This is a genomic window from Vibrio sp. B1ASS3 (assembly GCF_905175355.1).
In the GTDB taxonomy this organism is placed as follows: domain Bacteria; phylum Pseudomonadota; class Gammaproteobacteria; order Enterobacterales; family Vibrionaceae; genus Vibrio; species Vibrio owensii.
This window is the reverse complement of record NZ_HG992742.1, coordinates 2,586,390-2,605,404: the sequence shown is the minus strand read 5'-3', so window position 1 is coordinate 2,605,404 and position 19,015 is coordinate 2,586,390. Positions and strand designations below refer to the sequence as shown.

The following is a 19,015-nucleotide window of genomic DNA, read 5'->3' as shown; positions in this document are numbered from 1 at the left end:
TTTAATCAAAGTATCACTGAATAAGAAGTTTTTTGTGAGGATAGAGAGGATTCTGGCTAGAACAAGAGGGGAGTAGATACAAAAAAGCACGCGAAGGACGCGTGCTTTCTATGGTTTGTCGCTGAACTTATTTTACTGGCGCTAAGCGGTGCTTAGAGTCTAATAAGTGATTCGCTGATGCTTGACGCGCTTTGTCAGCGTTGCCTGCCATGATTGCATCGTAAATCTGACGGTGTTCTTTGATACAAGTGCTGCCTTCTTCCGAAGAGTGCGCAATAAAGTTAACGAACATCGTCGTTAGGATATTGCCAAACGGTAGGTAGAAGTCGTTACCTGTTGCATTGAAGATCAGGCTGTGGAAGCGAGTGTCCACTTCCATCCATTTTTCGTGATCAAACTCTTCCGCTTCTGCAACGTCGACCATCTGTTGGAAAGTTTCAGATAATTCAATACGTTGTTCCGCAGTCGCGTGGATAGCAGCAAGTGCACATGCCTCTGGCTCGATCGCACGGCGTAAACCGAGGAATTGACCACAGAACTGGTCAGTATCAGCAAGACCGTCCATCCATTCAATCAGTTGAGGATCTAAGAAGTTCCAGTAAGCGCGGTTGATGACGCGAGTACCAACTTTAGGACGCGACTCAAGTAGACCTTTCGACGTTAGCAATTTCACTGCTTCACGTAGTGCAGTACGGCTGATGCCAAATTGCTCACAAAGAACCATTTCGCCAGGTAGGATAGAGCCCTGAGGAAGCTTACCAGACAAAATACCACGTGCGATTTCACGCGCTACTTGCACATGAAGGCTTCGCTTAGAGCCTGAGATAGAATGAAATTCGCCAGACATAATCTTCACTTAATTACTAAATATGTATTATTTAAGCCGTACTATAGCACTCTTGCCCCCACCCACCAAGCAGATGTGAACGTAATATAAGAAGGTTCACATAACGCGTGTTTCCACTAGACACAATCAATGATTGCGTTGACTTGACCGCTTCTTCAATATTGTTTTTATCGCTATCAAGTTGTTAAATTATTCATACAAATAATAGCTGTAAAATCCTACTTGTTGTGACCCAAACCACAAATGCAACGCAAAACTGACGAATTTTGCCGGATCTCGCTCAATTGGGCGCAAATACGCTTGCGACCGAAAGATCTTATTGTATGATTTATTTCGAAAGCACGAATAACTAACATAGGTAAACCGTCATGTTTAACGATTTGAAAGGTAAGCGCGTACTTATCACAGGTTCTACATCAGGTATGGGCCTAGCGGCGGCACGCGTGTTCGCAAAATACGGCGCGAAAATCGGCATTAACAGTCATCAAACTGGTCCTGACGCAGATGCAGCAGTGACTGAGCTAACCGCACTTGGTGGCGATGTTAAGTTTTTCCAAGCGAACCTTATGGTGACCGCAGATTGCGAAAAACTGGTTAAGGAATTTACCGATCATTTCGGTGGCATGGACGTGCTAATCAACAACGCTGGTGGTCTTGGCGGTCGTGAAAACCTAGAAAACATCGATGATGAGTTCTACAACCGCGTGATGGATCTGAACGCTCGTTCTGCGTTGATGACAACCAAATACTCAATTCCGCACCTACGTGCGTCGGCAGCGGAGTCTGGTGAGACAGCATGTGTGATCAGCACTGGCTCTATCGCAGCTCGTGAAGGCGGCGGTGTTGGTGCTGGTATCTACGCGGCATCAAAAGCGTGGTTACACGACATTCACCGTAACTGGGTGAAAGAGTTCACTAAAGACAACATCCGTTTCAACATCGTTTCTCCAGGCACTATCGACACCGCATTCCACGATGGTAAATCTGACGAGTTGAAAGCAGCAATCGCAAGCGGTATCCCTATGGGTCGCTTCGGTCGAATCGAAGAAGTAGCACCAACGTTTGCTTTCTTCGCTTCACATGCATGTTCTGGTTACATCACTGGCCAAGTGCTGGATGTAAACGGCGGACAAATGGCGCCATAAGCGCTGACCTATTTCGTTTCAGACGAATACACTGACCTCAAAAAGCCAGCTTCGTCTGGCTTTTTTTGATCATTTATCAAGTGCTACGGCACTGGAAGCATAATTATAAGGAGCGTCAAATGGCAAAGTTTTCTCTTGTGGAGGATTCACACCGCAAGATCCATGTGCAAGTTGCCAGACAAATCGCCCGCAAAATACTGTCAGGTGAGCTAAACCAAAATGAAAAGCTACCCAATGAGATGGATCTCTGTGACGCGTTTGGCGTGAGTCGCACAGCATTACGCGAGTCAACCAAACTGCTCTCAGCAAAAGGGCTAATCGAGTCAAAGCCGAAGGTGGGGACGACCATTCGCGCGCGCAACCACTGGCATTTTCTCGATCCTCAACTCTTGGAATGGATTCAAGATTTAGAAGATACCGAGCCGTTTCTGGCTCAGTTTTTGGGGTTGCGTAAAGCGATTGAACCAGAGGCTTGTGCCTTAGCGGCGAATAACGCAACGGCAGAGCAACGCAAAGAGTTGTCGGTCATTTTTCAGCGTATGACCATGGCAGCCAATCGTTTCGATTATGACGATTGGACGGTCAACGACCACCTGTTCCACCAGACAATATTCCTTGCAACAGGCAATCAATTCTACATTCCGTTTAGCAATATTTTGTCGACCATCTTCAAGCAGTTTATCGATCATTCAGCTGAAGGCGGTCGATTCTGTCTTGAAGAGCATCGCGCGATTTACGACGCCATTATGGCGGGGAATGGAGACCAAGCTCGTATCGCGTCGCATACATTGCTTAACGACGAAAACCAAAAACTGGCTCAGGTCGTCAACGGTTGATGAATCAACGTGTATTTGGCTTTGCTCTAACGTTGAAAGGATAGGGCAAGGCCAACGTTTAGCGGCAACGGCTTGCTTGCTAGTTGCGCTTGTGACAACTCCGAAAGGTCTACCATGTCTTCCCAACCCTATATAAGAAAAAATCTCTCCCTTGCTTGGCCGTTGGCCTTGAACGCATTATTAATGCAGTCGATGTTAATGATCGACACCTTCCTTGTCTCACCACTCGGTGAAGTTCCCCTTGCTGCCATGGGTATTGCTACCACCATCGTCTCCTTTGTTTTAGGTATCCAAATGGCGTTGGCGAACGGCTCACAGTTGGTACTCAGTCGAGCGGTTGGATCTGGGCAACACCTATCGCTGAACAAAGGCTTCTGGGCGGGCTTAATTATCAACGTTTTGGTCGCGGTTGTGTTTTGGACACTGATTACCGCCTTCGACAAAGCGTTGATCAGTAAGTTGACCGACAACGTTGCTCTTTATGCAGAGACCGAACGTTACCTCGCTGTGGCCAAGTTCATCATCATCTTCAACGCGATTACGCAAGTCATGATTGCTTTATTTAATGCGCTTGGCCGAACCAAAGTGCCGTTCAAAGGTTACTTGATTGAGCTGCCCGTCAACATGGCAATGTCGTACGTGTTGATTCATGGCTTTGCTGGTTTTGAGGGCATAGGTGTGCAAGGCGCGGCAGCAGGCAGCTTAATCGCCATCACCATTCGATTGCTGTACTTAACGCTTTGTATTCGATGGGATGATTCCATCGTCTTGTCGATTAAGAACTTAGACGCCTCACTGAAGGCCAACACGCTGAATCACTTTAAAGAGATTTTCCCCGTTGCAGCCAACGTGACAATGTTGCAAACCGGCGCAACTATCTACATGTTGCTGTACTCACAGCTGACATTGAACGCGTACGTAGCGATGACCATCGTGATGCCTTGGATCAAAGCAGGGACTCAGTTCATCACGGCTTGGGCACACTCGTCGGCGATCACGATCAGCCAAGCGATTGGTTCACGTCAAATGGATGAGCTGCGTAAGAATGTTGATATCAGCATCGACATGGCTGTGATGATCTCGTTTGTCTCTGCGGCGTTCTTTTTAGCCTTGAGTTTTGTTCTACCGGATTTATACCCAGACCTAGATCCAAGCACCTACGTTGCCCTCGCTTCTATAGCGCCGTTATACGTCTTTCTGCCGATTGTTCGTGGCTATAACACGGTACACGGTCACGTATTGCGTGCGTTGGGCAAGACCACAGAAGTCTTCAAGATCAACTTCACTGGCCAGTGGATTGTGTCCATCCCACTGTGTGCATTAATTATTCTGCACTGGGATCTCTCTTTCTTTTGGGCGTTCGCCGTTATGCCATTTGAAGAAATAGTGAAAGCACTGCCATTTAGGCACTTGGCGCGTAAATCTCTCAACGAGTTTGATCTCAAGAAAGCTGAGAAGCTTATGTATGATTAATTTGTCGTTTTTATTTTGATTTTTGGTTTAGTAAAGGCCCTCAATGATGAGGGCTTTTTGTCTCTATAGTTTACTGTTGAGTGTTTGGTTTAAATAACCTGCTTTTATCTAATACTTTTTCTTAAAGTTTGATCCAAGTAGAACTTGCGATGATCAAACTGTGAGCGATTTTACACACCCGATTTTCCGTTCGGTTTAATCTCTGGATTAATAATTAATATGTACGACAATAATACATAGATAAGGAAATCCAAATCCATGTGTAATAACAAAAGACTGAACAAGAATCTCCTCGCTGCCGCCTTACTTACTACGTTACCAATGACCGTTTTGGCCCATAATCAGACACCTCATCCAGTGCCTGCGGATAAGTTCGATATGATGAACTGGAAAATCACCTTGCCAATGGACAAAGACAACAACGGTCGAGCGGATGAAATCGAAGGCGTGGCGATGCTCAGCTACTCACATCACCAATTTTTCTTCTTAGATGAAAACGACAATATGGTCTTTGAAGTGCCGAACATGGCCGTGACAACAAAGGGCTCTACAAACGCGCGTTCTGAGCTGCGCCAAATGGGTCGAGGCACTGATGTCGATATCAGTGTGAAAGCACCAGAAAACAACTGGGCGATTGCCGCGCACCCTCAAGCGGAATCATTCAGCGCAGTAGGAGGAACATTAGAAGCGACATTAAAAGTAAACCACGTTGCTACGCGCTCTAAGAACCCAGAAAAATACCCAGCGTATTCCGTCGTGGTAGGGCAAATTCATGCAGGCAAAGATCCGGCTCAATTAGAGGCGAACACAGGCTTTGGACACGGCAACGAACCACTAAAAATCTTCTACAAGAAATGGCCTAACCATAAGATGGGATCGGTGTTCTGGACATACGAACGCAACCTAGCGAAAGCGGATCCTGATCGCACAGACATCGCTTATCCGGTATGGGGTAATACATGGGAAAGCAACGCCGAGCCGGGAGACAAAGGCATCGCACTTGGTGAGGAGTTCAGCTACAGCGTAAAAGTCGAAGGTAACATTATGCAGCTCGCATTCGAAGCTGAAGGCCACCCAACCGTGAAGTATGAACTCGACTTGAGCAATAACGTCGACGCTTATGGAAAAGTGGATAAGAAAGATTTCGCGAAAGGTTATGCGAACGAGTGGTTCTACTTTAAAGCGGGCGCTTACGGACAATGCAGCGTAAAAACTGGCGATAACTTCTGGGCGACAGGCTGTGAAGGAACGGGAGATTTCGAGACGGATAAGAAGAACGGCGATTACAGCAGTGCGACCTTCTCTGTCCTGGAGTTAAACGGCAAATAAGCCCTAAATTAGGCGCCTTGCTAAAAAATCCCTACCACGTGGTAGGGATTTTTAGTGGGTTGCTAAGTTTTTTGGTGTCTATGTTTATCGGTATCTATGTTTGTCTGCGTCTGGGAGAACGTTATAGATCGAAGCGATCGTTGTTCATCACTTTCACCCAAGCTGCCACAAAGTCTTGGACAAACTTCTCTTTGTTATCGTCCTGAGCGTAAACCTCAGCGTAAGAGCGCAGTACCGAGTTAGAGCCGAATACTAAGTCGACACGTGACGCTGTCCATTTGGTTTGGCCAGAAGCGCGTTCGCGGATTTCGTACTCGTTATCACCGGTTGGATGCCATGTGTAGCTCATATCAGTGAGGTTAACGAAGAAATCGTTGGTCAGTGCGCCGACGTTATCGGTGAATACGCCTTGGCTCGTACCACCATAATTGGTGCCAAGGACACGCATACCACCAATGAGCACCGTCATCTCGACAGCGGTCAGTTGCATCAATTGGCTTCTTTCCAATAACAGTTCTTCTGCCGTTACGACGTAATCGGATTTTAGCCAGTTGCGGAAGCCATCGTGAATTGGTTCAAGCACGTCAAACGAATCGGCATCGGTCATGGCGTCCGTTGCATCTCCGCGTCCTTGGCTAAATGGTACAGAGACATTCATACCTGCGTTGGATGCCGCTTTCTCGATACCTACGCCACCAGCTAGCACAATTAAATCCGCCATGCTAATTGGCGAGTTGTGTGTGGTGCGAATATCGTCGAGCACGCTCAATACTTTCTGCAATCTTTCTGGCTCGTTCCCCACCCAATCTTTTTGCGGGGCAAGACGAATACGTGCGCCATTAGCACCACCGCGACGGTCAGAACCACGGTAAGTACGAGCGCTGTCCCATGCGGTAGAAACCAGCTCAGCAATGCTCAATTCACTATTGAGAATCGCCATCTTGAGCGCATCGATGTTCTCTTCAGATAGATGGTAAGAGACAGGTGGCACGGGATCTTGCCAAATCAAATCTTCTGCTGGCACATCAGGGCCGAGGTAACGAGATTTAGGGCCTAGATCGCGGTGAGTAAGCTTAAACCAAGCGCGAGCGAAACAATCTTCGAAGTACTTAGGATCATCACGGAAACGCTCTGCAATCTTGCGGTATTCCGGATCAAACTTAAGCGCCATATCCGCATCGGTCATCATTGGATTGCGACGAATGCTTGGGTCTTCCACATCCACCGGCATATCTTCTTCTTTGATGTTTACTGGCTCCCATTGAGCAGCACCCGCAGGGCTCTTAGTAACCCACCAGTCGTAAGTGAATAACAAGTGGAAGTAACCGTTATCCCATTTGGTTGGGTTAGTGGTCCACGCACCTTCCACACCACTGGTGACGGTATCACGTCCTATGCCGCGAGAGGTTTTGTTCAGCCAACCAAAGCCTTGGTCTTCGATTTCTGCGCCTTCCGGCTCAGGGCCGAGTAGGGAAGCATCACCATTACCGTGTGCTTTACCCACAGTGTGACCACCCGCGGTGAGCGCTACGGTTTCTTCATCGTTCATTGCCATGCGCGCAAAGGTGACACGCATATCATGTGCAGTTTTGATTGGGTCAGGTTTGCCATCGACCCCTTCAGGGTTTACGTAAATCAAACCCATCATTACGGCTGCAAGCGGGTTTTCTAGATCGCGTTCACCGGAGTAACGATTGTTCTCGCCGCCACTTGGTTGCAACCACTCTTTTTCTGCGCCCCAGTAGATGTCTTTTTCAGGATGCCAAATGTCTTCACGACCGCCAGCAAAACCAAACGTCTTAAAGCCCATGGATTCATAAGCCATGTTACCAGCAAGAATCATCAAATCGGCCCAAGACAATTTGTTGCCGTATTTTCTTTTGATTGGCCAAAGTAGGCGACGTGCTTTATCTAGGTTGCCGTTATCTGGCCAACTGTTGAGTGGAGCAAAACGCTGATTACCTCGGCTTGCGCCACCACGACCATCCGCAATTCTATAAGTACCCGCAGAGTGCCACGCCATACGAATCATTAAGCCACCGTAATGACCCCAGTCCGCTGGCCACCAATCTTGGCTGTCAGTCATCAGATCTTTTAGGTCTTTTTTTACTTCCTCTAAATCGAGAGAGTTAAAAGCATCGGCATAGTTAAAATCCGCGCCCATTGGGTCGGTTTTTTGGTCGTGTTGATGAAGAATGTCGAGGTTGAGGGTTTTCGGCCACCAATTGAATTCAGCTGCCTGTTGGTTGGTATTCGCTCCATGCATGACAGGACATTTGGAGTGATTGTTTTTGTCGCTCATCTCTTGCTCCCTAACTGGGGTTAGTGTTCCCAAAGTTTAGCTACAGGTTGCGTATTTCGCCCTTGCGGTTTTACGTTATATTTCGGGATTTTGTTCAAAAGATGATCAGCGTCATTCTTCAATAACTTAACCGTATTTAATGCTCAATATGGACGTTGGATCTCAGTAATTCTTTTCGAAGATAAAGGATTAAGGGGATGGTTTCCGCAAGCTTAGTCTAGTGCGAGAAAATGAATCTCAAAGCGTCGCTTCACCCTCGCCACTTTGTCAGATTGTTCTCGAACCCGACGTAAGATTTCCCAATCCAATGTTGGCCAATAGTAATCTCATTTCACCGCTCTAACATGTGCCCTAAGCAACAAATACAGGGCTTTTAAATGAGAACAGCAAAGGGTTTCACCTTAATTGAATTAGTCGTGGTTATCGTGATTCTTGGGATATTAGCCGTGACCGCCGCACCACGTTTTTTGAATATTCAGGGCGGTGCGAGAGCGGCAGTAATCGAGGGCGTGAGAGGCGCTGTGGTGAACGCCAACCAAATTGCCAATGCCAAGTATCAGCTTGGTTATGGCGTATCGATTGGCTCCACGGCAACAGACAATACCTTTTTAGATTTGAACAAAAATGGCGCGCAGGACGATGGCGAACCTTTGATGGTTTGGGGGCATTTAGACAACGTCTCAGTTGAAGAAATGGTGAACCTCGATGGGGATTTGGTGGTGTCTGATCCAGAGGCGCCGGGCAAGAACAAACTCTATATTGGTTTTGCTCAAAGCGCCGATGCATTAGAGAACGGTCAATGCTATTTCCTTTACACCCAAGCATCGGGAGAAGGCTCAGAACCGAGTTTTGAGACGATGACATCTGGTTGTTGATTGCTTCGAGTCTTTGCCGTTTTGCACAATAAATCTGGCCGTTTTTAATAAACACGTCTCTGTAAACCTTGTCGGCTTTCATTGAACTTGTTCTAACGTCATCACACTTCTTGGACTAAGTGGTTTAAGTTTTCGCCAAAAATCGTAACGCTGTGTGCAACAGAGTGAACCGAAGATTGTTTGGCGTATCGATTCACCGGAAAGGATTTATCACTGTTCAACTTAGTATCAGAGCGGAGCAATCAGCGTTGCTCTACGTGCTCTAAAGTCGAGAAGTAAAGGATGAGAAGCAAACAGAATAAAGCGGTATTGTGTGCGTTTGTATCGGGTAGCCTATTTGGTGCTGCACTGGTCATCGCCATGTATATCCAGATTTGATGCCGTGCTGGCAAAGCGTGCCAAAACTGAAAAATCAAATTGTACAAGGAGTAGGGTTGTTTTCAGCTCTGCTCCTTGTTAGTTTTAAAAGCATGAAAACGACATTCACACCTTCATCAAACTTCTTCTGGTGGCGCTCTAATTAGAGCGGCGCGGAATCTTTACATTCTTACGCTGCTGGACGGTAGCTAAGAGTGTCATGTCTTTTTATCTCCAGTAGCGATCTATTTTTATTCGGAGATAAGTTATGAACACCACACAAAACACTCAACAACGCGAAGTCATTCTCACTGGCGACCGAGCTACTGGCCCTCTGCATTTAGGTCATTATGTTGGCTCACTAAAACAGCGTGTCACGCTACAAACTCAGCACGATCAAACCATTCTCGTTGCCGACATGCAGGGCTTAACCGATAACGCGCACAATCCTTCCAAGGTCTCTTCCAATATCTTGAACGTCATCGCCGATTACCTTGCTGTTGGCATCGATCCGAATCAAACCACCATCTGCTTGCAGTCCCAGGTTCCGGCGCTTGCTGAGCTAACCATGTACTACAGCAACTTGGTTTCTATCGCACGCTTGGAGCGTAACCCGACGGTGAAAAACGAAATCCAAAGCAAAGGGTTTGAGCGTTCCATTCCGGCTGGATTTTTGACTTACCCAATATCCCAAGCGGCCGACATTACCGGCTTTCACGCGACACTTGTTCCCGTTGGTGATGACCAATTGCCAATGCTAGAGCAAACCAATGAAATCGTGAGAAAGATAAACCATCTGGGCGGGGAAACCATTTTGAAAGAGTGTCGTCCACTGCTCAGTGACGCGCCGCGTCTGCCAAGCACGGATGGCAAAAACAAAATGTCGAAAAGCATGGGTAACGCAATCAATCTTGGCGCGACAGAGAAAGAAATCAAAGCAGCGGTGAAATCCATGTACACCGATCCAAACCACTTACGTATTGAAGATCCAGGCCAAGTGGAAGGCAACATCGTGTTCACTTACCTTGATGCCTTCCATACTGATAAAGCTTATGTGGAAGAGTTAAAAGCGCATTATCGCCGTGGTGGGCTGGGTGACGGAACAACCAAGAAAGTGCTGGAAGAGTGCCTGCAAGAGATGCTTCGTCCAATCCGAGAAAAACGCGCCATGTTTTTAGATGACAAAGCACAATTGATCGAAATCCTTAAACAAGGCAGCCAACGTTCACGTGAGAAAACTGAGCAAGTGCTATTTGATGTGAAAGGTGTGTTTGGTCTGAATCTGTTCTGAAATCGGGTCTGCAAATCACGACCAAAAAATAATTCAAAAAAGTGTGCATCCTTTTGCGACCTCAAACGTGTTAGAGGTAAATCGTTTAGAGGGTGCCACTATGTTGGACGTTTTTACCCATTTTGCCGACTGGCTGACGTATTCCATTTTCAACCTGGAAGCCAGCACTTCAATGGCAAAAGGTGTTCATTTCTTTATTGAAGACACAAGTAAGATCCTAGTCTTACTGGTTGTGTTGATTTACGTTATCTCCGCACTGAGAGCCAGCTTGAGTGTGGACAAAGTTCGCCAATATCTGCAAGGCAAGCACCGTGGTGTGGGGTACTTTCTTGGTTCTCTGTTTGGTGCGATTACCCCGTTTTGCTCGTGCAGTTCTATTCCTCTGTTTATGGGTTTTGTCTCCGCGCGCATTCCTATTGGTGTGACCATCGCATTTCTTATTACCTCGCCTCTGATCAACGAGGTGGTGGTCATCATGCTTGGCAGTGTCCTTGGTCTGAAATTCACCATCATGTACGTCGTCATTGGTATGTTGCTGGGCATTTTTGCAGGCTTTGTTCTAGATGCTTTTAAAGCTCACCGTTGGTTACAACCATTCCTCGCCGAGGCGTATCAAAAAGCCAATGAGCTAGATGCGCTGCCTCAAACGGCGATTGAGTCTCCGGCAATGACGTTGAAACAACGCCACGAATTTGCCGTGAACGAAACCAGTACCATCTTCAAGCGCATTTGGATTTGGGTATTTGTTGGGGTGGGTATCGGTGCGTTTATTCATGGTTTTGTTCCGGCTGATTGGTTCGAGCAAAACCTCGCACATGGACAATGGTGGACCGTACCACTCGCCACGCTCAGCGCTATTCCGATTTACACCAACGCTACGGGCATCGTGCCAATCATGGCGTCGTTGATCGACAAAGGTATGCCACTGGGAACCACGCTTGCGTTTTGCATGGGAGCGGTCGCCGTGAGCTTGCCAGAGTTCATGATGCTCAAACAAGTCATGCAATACCGATTACTTGGCGCCATCGCGGGTTACTTGCTGGTGGCAATTTCTATCACGGGTTGGTTGTTTAACTTCTTCTATTAATCACAGCAGAGCAAATGCTCACAGGAGTCTGATATGAAAAGCATTCAAGTTTATGGTTCAGGTTGTAAGAACTGCATCGTCACCGCAGAACGTATTGCCGAGGTTGCACAAGAGCTAGGGCAGCAAGTCAGCATTGAAAAAGTCACCAGTTTAGAAGCCATCATGAAAGCGGGCATTATGAGCACACCGGGTGTCGCGATTAATGGCGAGTTGAAACACACAGGTTCAGTGCCATCTGTTGATCTGGTTCGCGATTTGCTCAAAGAAGATGTTGTAGCGTAAAGGCAAGGAAAGCGCGTCGCGCGTGCGGATTGTTTGAATGGGCACGCGCGACGACTATTGAGATTTAAGAATGAAATGTTTGATGAATGCGTGGAATCATGCAGAGCCGAGCCTTTATGGTTGGTTACTAAAACAAACCCAAAATCCACATGAAGCGGAAGACATTATGCAAGAAGTGTTTCTGAAAGCCATGGAGAACAGCGAGCGTTTCTGTACATTGCAGGACGGTAAATCATGGCTGTTTAAGATGACCAGAAACCACTTCGTCGACCAACTAAGACGGAAAATCCAATCGGTAGAAATCGAAGAGTTTGTCACGCCAACAGAAATTTCTCCCGCGATGGTTCAACTTCAACGTTGTCTTCCAAAAGTATTGGTAAAACTTACCGAGCAAGAGCGTGATGTGATAGAGCAATGTGACCTCAACGGCATGGCACAAAAAGACTACGCAGAGAAACACCGACTCAGCCTGCCCGCTGTGAAGGCGCGTTTACGTCGAGCCCGAATAGAGCTCAAAAGCATTTTGGTGAGCGAATGCAAAGTGACCCAAGACCAAACGGGCGTCTGCTGCTTTAAGTCCTTTCAAGCTGAACCTTAAATCTTTCTGACAGTAACGTTTCTGATTTAAATTTATTGATAATAATTCTCATTACGTTATGTTTGTGGTCTCAAATACACTCATTGTTGCGGAGACCAACATGGAACACTCGGATATTACTCAACTGCTTATTCCAAAGAGTGATTGGGCATCGCCTGATCTTTTTCTTTATGAAGGGGAAGACAAACTTCGTCTGAGCTTAGAAGGCGCAATTCAATACAGTGGATTGAACAGCATTGGTGGCGTGGTTCTGGGCTTTAGGATGATCCAATACGCGGTGCAACTGGCGGCGGGTGATCAGTCTTTGCAACGAGATGGCATCAGTATTTATACCGCGTTCCCGGGTCGTGGTGCTCAAGATGCCTTTGAATACACATGCCGCGCACTACGTGATAAACGCTATTGCTGCGATACCACATTGCACCACCCAGCAGCGCAAACTGGGCAACGTGGTCAGTTCCTATTTACGATTCGTTTGAATGAACAATCTATGGTGATGACACCAGCAAACGGACTACCAAGAAAAAGCTACTTTGAAGCCGACCGACATTCGCAAGACAGCCGAGAAGCGGCATTGAAATGGCGCGATGAGAAGATCAATTTCGCTAATACGCTCTTGAGCTTGCCTCCGGAAGAGTGCTTACGCGTGTTGTAACCCTTGAGTTGCACCAAAGAATGAATAACAAAAGGTCGCTCGCTTTCAAGTAAGCGACCTTCTTGTATCAAGCATTCGCGGGAACCAGATTCCTAGTCGTGCCTAGGCTTGCTGGAATGACCCCGCTTAAGCTTTGAGTTAGTGGAAGCCGTATTTGTTGCCTACGATCACGACCCCAAACAGCGTCATTCCCTAGAGCGAAGATGAATGAGTAGGGAAGCTCATCTCATACACATGTTCTAAATACCGTCATTCTGAAAAACGAGGGACGAGTGTAATTCAGAATCTACTTACCAAGTGCTGTTGAATCTTGGTGTTATCTCAAATTCACAGCTCCTTGAAACCAGATTCCAAGTCGCGCCTAGGCTTGCTGGAATGACCCAGTTTAAGCTTTGAGTTAGTGGAAGCCGTATTTGTTGCCTATGTTCACGACCCCAAACATCGTCATTCCCTAGAGCGAAGAATGAGCGAGTAGGGAATCTCTCACTTCCAATTGCTCAGACAAACAAACCGTTAACCCGCAAAGAACTCACGACGAAAATCCGCCACCTTTTGTTGGTAATAACGCTGCCATTCCGAGTCCGATAAACTTGCGTGGCTAGTCGTTCTTTGCATTGCCAGTTTGGACTCAAGCTGTTGCAACTCACTCTGATAATCGCGCACTTGCTGCTTTTGCTCGGCGACTTGTTGTTCGCGAGCGTGTATCTCTTCACTCTCTTGTTCAGAAAGGTAAGTTTGTTGAAGCTCTTCAATCAAAGCCTCACGCTCTGTTTGGCTCACGTTATCCGGAATTAACGCCACCGCACGCTCATACTTTGCTTGCTCGCTGGCTAATCCCAACGTTTCTTCATTGCCTTGCCACTCTTTAACTAAATCCTCAAAGGCTTGCACGTAGTCTTGAGCGGGAGTCGAATTCAACTGTTCTGCCTGCAAACTAAAATCGTAAAGGGCAAATTCATCAGCAAAAATGACTTCGGCCAGCTCACCCCATATCTTTCTCGCTTCCGCTTTGAGCAGGGCAACACGAGAGGCGAGCGGTTGCTGTTCATCAAACAACAAACCACCCACACTTTGTTGCCACAAACTATTGAGCTGATGGTAGTTCGCCAGTAAAGCAAACCGCTCACCCGACATATAGCTTTCCAGTTCGGCCAGCTTAGATTCGCAGTTATGATCAGACATACACGTGTGCCAGAAGGTCTCTATTTCGGCTTTTAATGCACGACCTTTGGCGTCATTCAAACGTCCAGCAATTGCTTTAATCGGAGAAGGGGTATCTTTGGCTTTCGGTATGACTTTTTTACTGGCAGTGTGATTGTCTGCTGAAGAATGACCACTAGTACTTTGTTCAGCACGCCCTTCAATCACAGAAGAAAACGGCAACAAGCTTTCACCCTTATCACCCGCCATTGAGAACCAAATCATGCCCGCCACGACGGCGGACACAATAACTAACGAAATACGCCTCATGGTTTGATCACAGCGCTAACAGGGAAGTGATCCGACAGATTGTAATGCTTCCACAAACTCCCTGCGGTAGAGCGCGGAACGTCGACACGGTTATCGTTAAACGACTTCACGCCATATTCATTACTCACCATCACGTAGTCGAGGTACTCCACATTCTCGCCACCAGATAAAGCTTCTCCGGCAAAGTTATTGATGCGAGGGTCGAAAGTCGAGGCGGTATAACCTGAGTACTGAGGTTCTATCGCACTTAAGTTCGCAATCATCTGCTGGTAGTCACCAGGGAACTTCAACTTGTTCACGTTAAAGTCGCCGCTGTAAACCACAGTCTCGTTGGTAGGGATATTTAGAGATTGGGCCATTGTGCGCATCTGCTTGAACTGGCGCTGACGATACTCACGCGCCGTATCCGTATCAAAAGACGCAGTATGAGTCGCGAACACATGGTAGGCCTGACCGCCTTTGATGATCTCCGCATAATTCACGCCCTTATCGGCAAAACAATCCGTACCCGAGCAATCTGGAAAGACGTATTGAGCCTGATTGACAATAGGGTAGCGGCTCACAATGATCACGCCGCCGTCGTAAATATTGAAGCCATCTTTATCCAGCATCTTAGTCTGGTAAGGGTATTCCTTTGCAAGCTCACGCAAGAAAGCATCACGGCCGCTGGCAAACACCTCTTGCAGTGCCAGCACATCGTAACCTTTGACGTAATCAGGAATCAGCTCGTAACGATCGCCAATGTGAGAAGCAATCGCAGGCAGTGCCCAGATGTTATAAGTCATCAGCTTCAGGTTTTGCTCATCGGTATCGACGACTTCATCCACCTTGTTTGGCGTGATGGTGTAATACAAATCATCATATCGAGCCGTGCTGGCAGATTTGAACGCCAGTTCTGACGTGCGGTCGCCAAATGCATCGGTACTAGCGCGGTGAATATTGCGATCGTCTTTGAGTGCTAAGCCCACATCCGCCGCAGACAAGCCATATTCAATCGTAGAGTTATACCAATGGCCTTCCATCACTTGGTTAAGCGTGATGCTCTCACCTTGCGGGTTAGACACTACGGTTTTAAAACGATAGTTCTGACCAGATTTCACGCCTTCCCAGCGATTAAAGCTCAGTACGGATTTGGTTTCCCAAGGGCCAAGCACTTGTACATGCTGCTGCCATTCTTCTCCGTATTTCAGTAAATCACTGCCTTCGTGTTTCACCTGAATGGTTAACGGTTGGTCTGAGTTATTGGTGAGGTATACGTCAGTATCTGCCAAGCTTGGTAATGCCACTAAACCGCTTAGCAAAAGACTCCACTGCGAAAATTTCATCTTGTTTATCCATAAGTTGTGTTAGAGCAATAATTCTTATTTATAAATATGACTAGCACGTTAAATATGGATGACAGAAAGGCACTCAGCAGAAATAGTTAGCGAGTTGTGATCTTTGTTCGGATATCAAGCAAGAGTTTTAGCTATCGGTTAATACTTAATTTGAAGCTAAAAAACCAATTGCTTCACCCTGAATGCCTGGTATGATTGCCTGGCGTTTTAACCAATAACAACAAAGTAATAATGGAAAAAGACAACGTTTTAGTAATTGACCTGTTTGCGGGTCCTGGTGGGCTGGGTGAAGGGATATCGTCAGTAGTAGATTGCAAAGGAAACAAACCATTTCAGATTGGAGTTTCTGTTGAAAAAGAGCCTTCCGCACACAAGACGCTAACGACCAGAGCTTTTTTCCGAAAAATTAGAGAACTTGAGGGTGGCTTAGATAGCTATAACCAGTACGTTCGCGGAGAGATGAAAAGGGAAGAACTATTTAAGCTTTTCCCTCAACAAGCGAAGCAAGCTCTTATTGAAACGTTAGAGGTGCCTCGCGCGCTAGGGATGGATAACGAGTTAATACACGAGCGAATTCGTGATCTGATCAAATCTCATAAAGGACCTAAAGTTGTTATTGGTGGTCCTCCATGTCAAGCGTATTCTTTAGCCGGGCGCTCTCGTAATGCGGGTATCAAAGATTATAAGGCAGAAAAAGATCATCGTAATTTCCTATACAAAGAGTACTTAAAAGTTCTCTCGATTGCGCAACCTGATGTATTTGTGATGGAAAACGTACGTGGGATTTTATCGGCAAAGATTAATGGAAAAAAAATGTTTCCTCAGATCCTAAAAGACCTGAGAAAACCCGGTAAGGTTGCAAAAATTCGAGGAGTACCTAACTACAAAATTTTCTCGTTAGTTCAAGAAGCTGAGCAACCGAATAACCCTCAGTATAAAAATTCTCGTGACTTCCTTATTCGTGCAGAAGAACACGGAATACCTCAAGCTCGTCATCGTGTAATCCTACTCGGTGTAAGAGAGGATATTAAAGGTGTACCTCAGGTATTAGAGGAGATGGAAGACAGCATGACAGTAGAGCAAGCTCTTTCGGATCTTCCTCCCTTACGAAGTGGTTTTTCTAAGCAAAAAGATGTACAGAAAGATTGGCAGAAAGAAGTGTCTGTAAACGCTAAAAAATTGAAGCGAATCTTAGTGAAGACATTCTCGAAAGAGCAAGTCGAACAGTTAGATTTGATGCCACTCAGTGGGCTTGAACGCGAATGTAAAGTTTCAAAGAGTGGCGAACACCTTATTCCGAGTCATATTGCAGATTGGTTCTTAAATGATAATCCTGGAGTTGTGTTGAATCATGCGACTAGAGGCCACATGACTTCAGATCTTCTTCGTTATGCTTACAGTGCAGCGTTTACAATGCTCAATGATGGTATATCACCAAAATCTAGAGACTATCCCTCAGAACTCGCTCCTGCACATGAGAATTGGGATTCAGGTTCACATGCAGACCGCTTTAGAACACAAGCGGCAACTAAGTGTGCAACAACGGTGACTAGCCATATATCAAAAGACGGTCACTACTTTATCCACTATGATCCTAAGCAATGCCGAAGTTTGACCGTTCGTGAAGCTGCTAGATTACAGACTTTTCCTGATAACTATCTGTTTGAAGGGAATAGAACTCAGCAGTATGTACAAGTAGGGAATGCTGTGCCTCCTTTTTTGGCACAGCAAATTGGTAGTGTTGTCCTACATTTACTTAATCAAAACGAATGATTCCCGGTCTTGATGAATGTTGAGATGCTTTGAAAGAAATATCAGTCAAAATCTGGTCTTTGAGCTGGAATAATGGTTTAGCTAACCACTTGCTTGCATTAGGTATAGTTCCGATCGTATACATATAGCTAATTTTAACTATGTACTCTTGACCTGCGATCATAATGTTTGGTAAACGATATATTCCAGCATGTTTTGTATCTTTAGTTTTGTCTTTAAAGTACGTGAAATCACTAAAATCTACAGGAATTAAAGCAGAGAGGAAGTATCGATGGAGTTTTGTTTTTCTCTGTGCTTGGTCGCATTCGGCTGACAATTCAATAAACCCAAGTTTTGTTGAACTTCTTGCTAAAGCTCTTTGGTCTCTAGTGCCTTTGTCACTATCTAAAAATTCATCATGCAAAATGGTCTTGAAATCTTTGCCAAAGTTCGATTTTATTTTTTCTTTATTTTCAGGTAACTCGAAGTAATCATTATTAAGCTCTACCCACGTTCCCCGTTTATTAATGGGAGCATCAGCTTTTAGCTCATTTATATGATAAAAGGTGTTTAATTGAGCTTTTGTTGAACTATCTATAACGATTCGTTTACCTATATCTGGGATAGCATCTCTCCAAATGGATCTATGAACTGGTTTATATGTCGACGTTATACGATTGTATAAAACTGGCTCTAGCCCTAACTCTATGGCTATTTCTGGTTCCTCTTTAGCATTTGCTTGGCCGATAGCCTCATTACCGATTTTGGCAAGCATAGTGTTTATGCTTTTTGTAGTTTGCTCTTTAAAATCTGATAGTGAAAGCCCTTCTTGGTTCGGCTTAGCCAAGTTAAAAATAGCATCAGTTGTTTGCCTAGCTGCCTTTGATACTTGGTTCTCCCAACCAAATAAAGCGTTAAAAATAGGATTATCCTCAATTAACGACCTCACCTTATTATTAAGTTCTTCTGGGCGAGTTTTAAATTGTGTTTTATCCAGAATCCCCCAGTGTAGTGGAAACGGAATTCGGTCACTATAACGCTGCTCGATTAACTCCATGACTTTTGATACGGTACTTACGTTTTTAGACCAAAAATAGAGTATATATAAACCATCGACAACGAGGTTCTCCAGTACTTCAGCTATAGGGCCAATAAGCTGCGTTGCTTCGATCTGCAACTCTTGAAGGTTTAAATCCGTAATTATTATTCTGGGGTGAACATTATTTAGGTTAACATGATCTATACCAGTAATGTTTTCTGGATCACTCTTGTATTGAATTGGGATACAAGGATATCCAGAAAGAGTGAAACTCTCTTGAAGTGCATCTAAATCTTCTTTTTTATCGTCAACTAATACGATACCTGGCAAACTTATCATT

General features: G+C 45.7%; 16 protein-coding genes. 11 read left to right on the top strand and 5 right to left on the bottom strand.

Features of this window, described 5'->3' with window-relative positions; translation table 11 throughout:
- Positions 1-127: 127 nt before the first annotated feature.
- Positions 128-847 (bottom strand): FadR/GntR family transcriptional regulator, encoded by a 720-nt coding sequence (locus KJB05_RS11895; protein WP_020197014.1) that lies wholly within the window; start codon positions 845-847, stop codon positions 128-130.
- A gap of 368 nt (positions 848-1,215) precedes the next feature.
- Between KJB05_RS11895 and KJB05_RS11890 the strand changes: the two genes are divergently transcribed.
- The 4 genes from KJB05_RS11890 to KJB05_RS11875 all read left to right on the top strand — a co-directional run bounded on the left by KJB05_RS11890 (position 1,216) and on the right by KJB05_RS11875 (position 5,630).
- A complete protein-coding gene (locus KJB05_RS11890) occupies positions 1,216-1,992 on the top strand; it encodes an SDR family NAD(P)-dependent oxidoreductase (RefSeq protein WP_005437107.1) in 777 nt (258 codons plus the stop codon).
- A 119-nt stretch (positions 1,993-2,111) separates the two neighbouring features.
- Complete coding sequence (locus KJB05_RS11885; RefSeq protein WP_208444174.1) at positions 2,112-2,828, top strand: FadR/GntR family transcriptional regulator; 717 nt, start codon at positions 2,112-2,114, stop codon at positions 2,826-2,828.
- Positions 2,829-2,942: 114 nt separating this feature from the next.
- Complete coding sequence (locus KJB05_RS11880; protein WP_208444173.1) at positions 2,943-4,301, top strand: MATE family efflux transporter; 1,359 nt, start codon at positions 2,943-2,945, stop codon at positions 4,299-4,301.
- Between the two features lie 258 nt (positions 4,302-4,559).
- Positions 4,560-5,630 carry a polysaccharide lyase family 7 protein gene (locus KJB05_RS11875; protein WP_208444172.1) on the top strand — a complete coding sequence of 357 codons (1,071 nt, stop codon included), beginning with the start codon at positions 4,560-4,562 and terminating at the stop codon, positions 5,628-5,630.
- Between the two features lie 121 nt (positions 5,631-5,751).
- Here the strand turns inward: KJB05_RS11875 and katG are convergent, their stop codons facing one another.
- The gene (gene katG / locus KJB05_RS11870) at positions 5,752-7,932 is read right to left on the bottom strand and encodes a catalase/peroxidase HPI (protein ID WP_039841649.1); all 2,181 of its coding nucleotides are present in this window, start codon (positions 7,930-7,932) and stop codon (positions 5,752-5,754) included.
- A 377-nt stretch (positions 7,933-8,309) separates the two neighbouring features.
- On the opposite strand from katG, the gene KJB05_RS11865 reads away from it, so the two are divergent.
- From KJB05_RS11865 to KJB05_RS11840, 6 genes are all read left to right on the top strand, one after another.
- Positions 8,310-8,807: a type II secretion system protein gene (locus tag KJB05_RS11865; RefSeq protein ID WP_208444171.1), complete on the top strand. Its 498-nt coding sequence runs from the start codon at positions 8,310-8,312 to the stop codon at positions 8,805-8,807.
- 625 nt (positions 8,808-9,432) lie between these two features.
- Complete coding sequence (gene trpS, locus KJB05_RS11860; RefSeq protein ID WP_208444170.1) at positions 9,433-10,455, top strand: tryptophan--tRNA ligase; 1,023 nt, start codon at positions 9,433-9,435, stop codon at positions 10,453-10,455.
- A 100-nt stretch (positions 10,456-10,555) separates the two neighbouring features.
- Positions 10,556-11,542, top strand: a complete 987-nt coding sequence (locus tag KJB05_RS11855; RefSeq protein ID WP_208444169.1) for a permease — start codon at positions 10,556-10,558, stop codon at positions 11,540-11,542.
- A gap of 33 nt (positions 11,543-11,575) precedes the next feature.
- Positions 11,576-11,824 (top strand): thioredoxin family protein, encoded by a 249-nt coding sequence (locus KJB05_RS11850; protein WP_005437129.1) that lies wholly within the window; start codon positions 11,576-11,578, stop codon positions 11,822-11,824.
- Between the two features lie 82 nt (positions 11,825-11,906).
- Positions 11,907-12,422 carry a sigma-70 family RNA polymerase sigma factor gene (locus KJB05_RS11845; RefSeq protein ID WP_208444168.1) on the top strand — a complete coding sequence of 172 codons (516 nt, stop codon included), beginning with the start codon at positions 11,907-11,909 and terminating at the stop codon, positions 12,420-12,422.
- A gap of 100 nt (positions 12,423-12,522) precedes the next feature.
- Positions 12,523-13,077: a hypothetical protein gene (locus tag KJB05_RS11840; RefSeq protein ID WP_009705715.1), complete on the top strand. Its 555-nt coding sequence runs from the start codon at positions 12,523-12,525 to the stop codon at positions 13,075-13,077.
- A gap of 513 nt (positions 13,078-13,590) precedes the next feature.
- Here the strand turns inward: KJB05_RS11840 and KJB05_RS11835 are convergent.
- Together KJB05_RS11835 and KJB05_RS11830 are read right to left on the bottom strand one after the other, a co-directional pair.
- Positions 13,591-14,547, bottom strand: a complete 957-nt coding sequence (locus KJB05_RS11835; RefSeq protein ID WP_208444167.1) for a chromosome partitioning protein ParA — start codon at positions 14,545-14,547, stop codon at positions 13,591-13,593.
- Entirely contained in the window at positions 14,544-15,872 is a 1,329-nt protein-coding gene (locus KJB05_RS11830) for a sphingomyelin phosphodiesterase (RefSeq protein ID WP_208444166.1), read from the bottom strand. Before KJB05_RS11830 ends, KJB05_RS11835 begins: the two co-directional genes overlap by 4 nt.
- A gap of 243 nt (positions 15,873-16,115) precedes the next feature.
- Here KJB05_RS11830 and dcm point away from each other — a divergent pair, with 243 nt between their 5' ends.
- Entirely contained in the window at positions 16,116-17,657 is a 1,542-nt protein-coding gene (gene dcm, locus KJB05_RS11825) for a DNA (cytosine-5-)-methyltransferase (RefSeq protein ID WP_208444165.1), read from the top strand.
- Here dcm and KJB05_RS11820 read toward each other — a convergent pair.
- On the bottom strand, positions 17,641-19,014 hold the full coding sequence (locus tag KJB05_RS11820; RefSeq protein ID WP_208444164.1) for a hypothetical protein: 1,374 nt from the start codon (positions 19,012-19,014) through the stop codon (positions 17,641-17,643). The two genes, dcm and KJB05_RS11820, sit on opposite strands and share 17 nt — an antisense overlap.
- Between the last annotated feature and the right edge of the window lies 1 nt (position 19,015).

What these genes read in the sequence shown, in the direction of transcription:
- KJB05_RS11895 (WP_020197014.1), bottom strand. Translation starts at nt 847, where the DNA reads ATGTCTGGCGAATTTCATTCTATCTCAGGCTCTAAGCGAAGCCTTCAT.
- KJB05_RS11890 (WP_005437107.1), top strand. Translation starts at nt 1,216, where the DNA reads ATGTTTAACGATTTGAAAGGTAAGCGCGTACTTATCACAGGTTCTACA.
- KJB05_RS11885 (WP_208444174.1), top strand. Translation starts at nt 2,112, where the DNA reads ATGGCAAAGTTTTCTCTTGTGGAGGATTCACACCGCAAGATCCATGTG.
- KJB05_RS11880 (WP_208444173.1), top strand. Translation starts at nt 2,943, where the DNA reads ATGTCTTCCCAACCCTATATAAGAAAAAATCTCTCCCTTGCTTGGCCG.
- KJB05_RS11875 (WP_208444172.1), top strand. Translation starts at nt 4,560, where the DNA reads ATGTGTAATAACAAAAGACTGAACAAGAATCTCCTCGCTGCCGCCTTA.
- katG (WP_039841649.1), bottom strand. Translation starts at nt 7,932, where the DNA reads ATGAGCGACAAAAACAATCACTCCAAATGTCCTGTCATGCATGGAGCG.
- KJB05_RS11865 (WP_208444171.1), top strand. Translation starts at nt 8,310, where the DNA reads ATGAGAACAGCAAAGGGTTTCACCTTAATTGAATTAGTCGTGGTTATC.
- trpS (WP_208444170.1), top strand. Translation starts at nt 9,433, where the DNA reads ATGAACACCACACAAAACACTCAACAACGCGAAGTCATTCTCACTGGC.
- KJB05_RS11855 (WP_208444169.1), top strand. Translation starts at nt 10,556, where the DNA reads ATGTTGGACGTTTTTACCCATTTTGCCGACTGGCTGACGTATTCCATT.
- KJB05_RS11850 (WP_005437129.1), top strand. Translation starts at nt 11,576, where the DNA reads ATGAAAAGCATTCAAGTTTATGGTTCAGGTTGTAAGAACTGCATCGTC.
- KJB05_RS11845 (WP_208444168.1), top strand. Translation starts at nt 11,907, where the DNA reads ATGAATGCGTGGAATCATGCAGAGCCGAGCCTTTATGGTTGGTTACTA.
- KJB05_RS11840 (WP_009705715.1), top strand. Translation starts at nt 12,523, where the DNA reads ATGGAACACTCGGATATTACTCAACTGCTTATTCCAAAGAGTGATTGG.
- KJB05_RS11835 (WP_208444167.1), bottom strand. Translation starts at nt 14,547, where the DNA reads ATGAGGCGTATTTCGTTAGTTATTGTGTCCGCCGTCGTGGCGGGCATG.
- KJB05_RS11830 (WP_208444166.1), bottom strand. Translation starts at nt 15,872, where the DNA reads ATGAAATTTTCGCAGTGGAGTCTTTTGCTAAGCGGTTTAGTGGCATTA.
- dcm (WP_208444165.1), top strand. Translation starts at nt 16,116, where the DNA reads ATGGAAAAAGACAACGTTTTAGTAATTGACCTGTTTGCGGGTCCTGGT.
- KJB05_RS11820 (WP_208444164.1), bottom strand. Translation starts at nt 19,014, where the DNA reads ATGATAAGTTTGCCAGGTATCGTATTAGTTGACGATAAAAAAGAAGAT.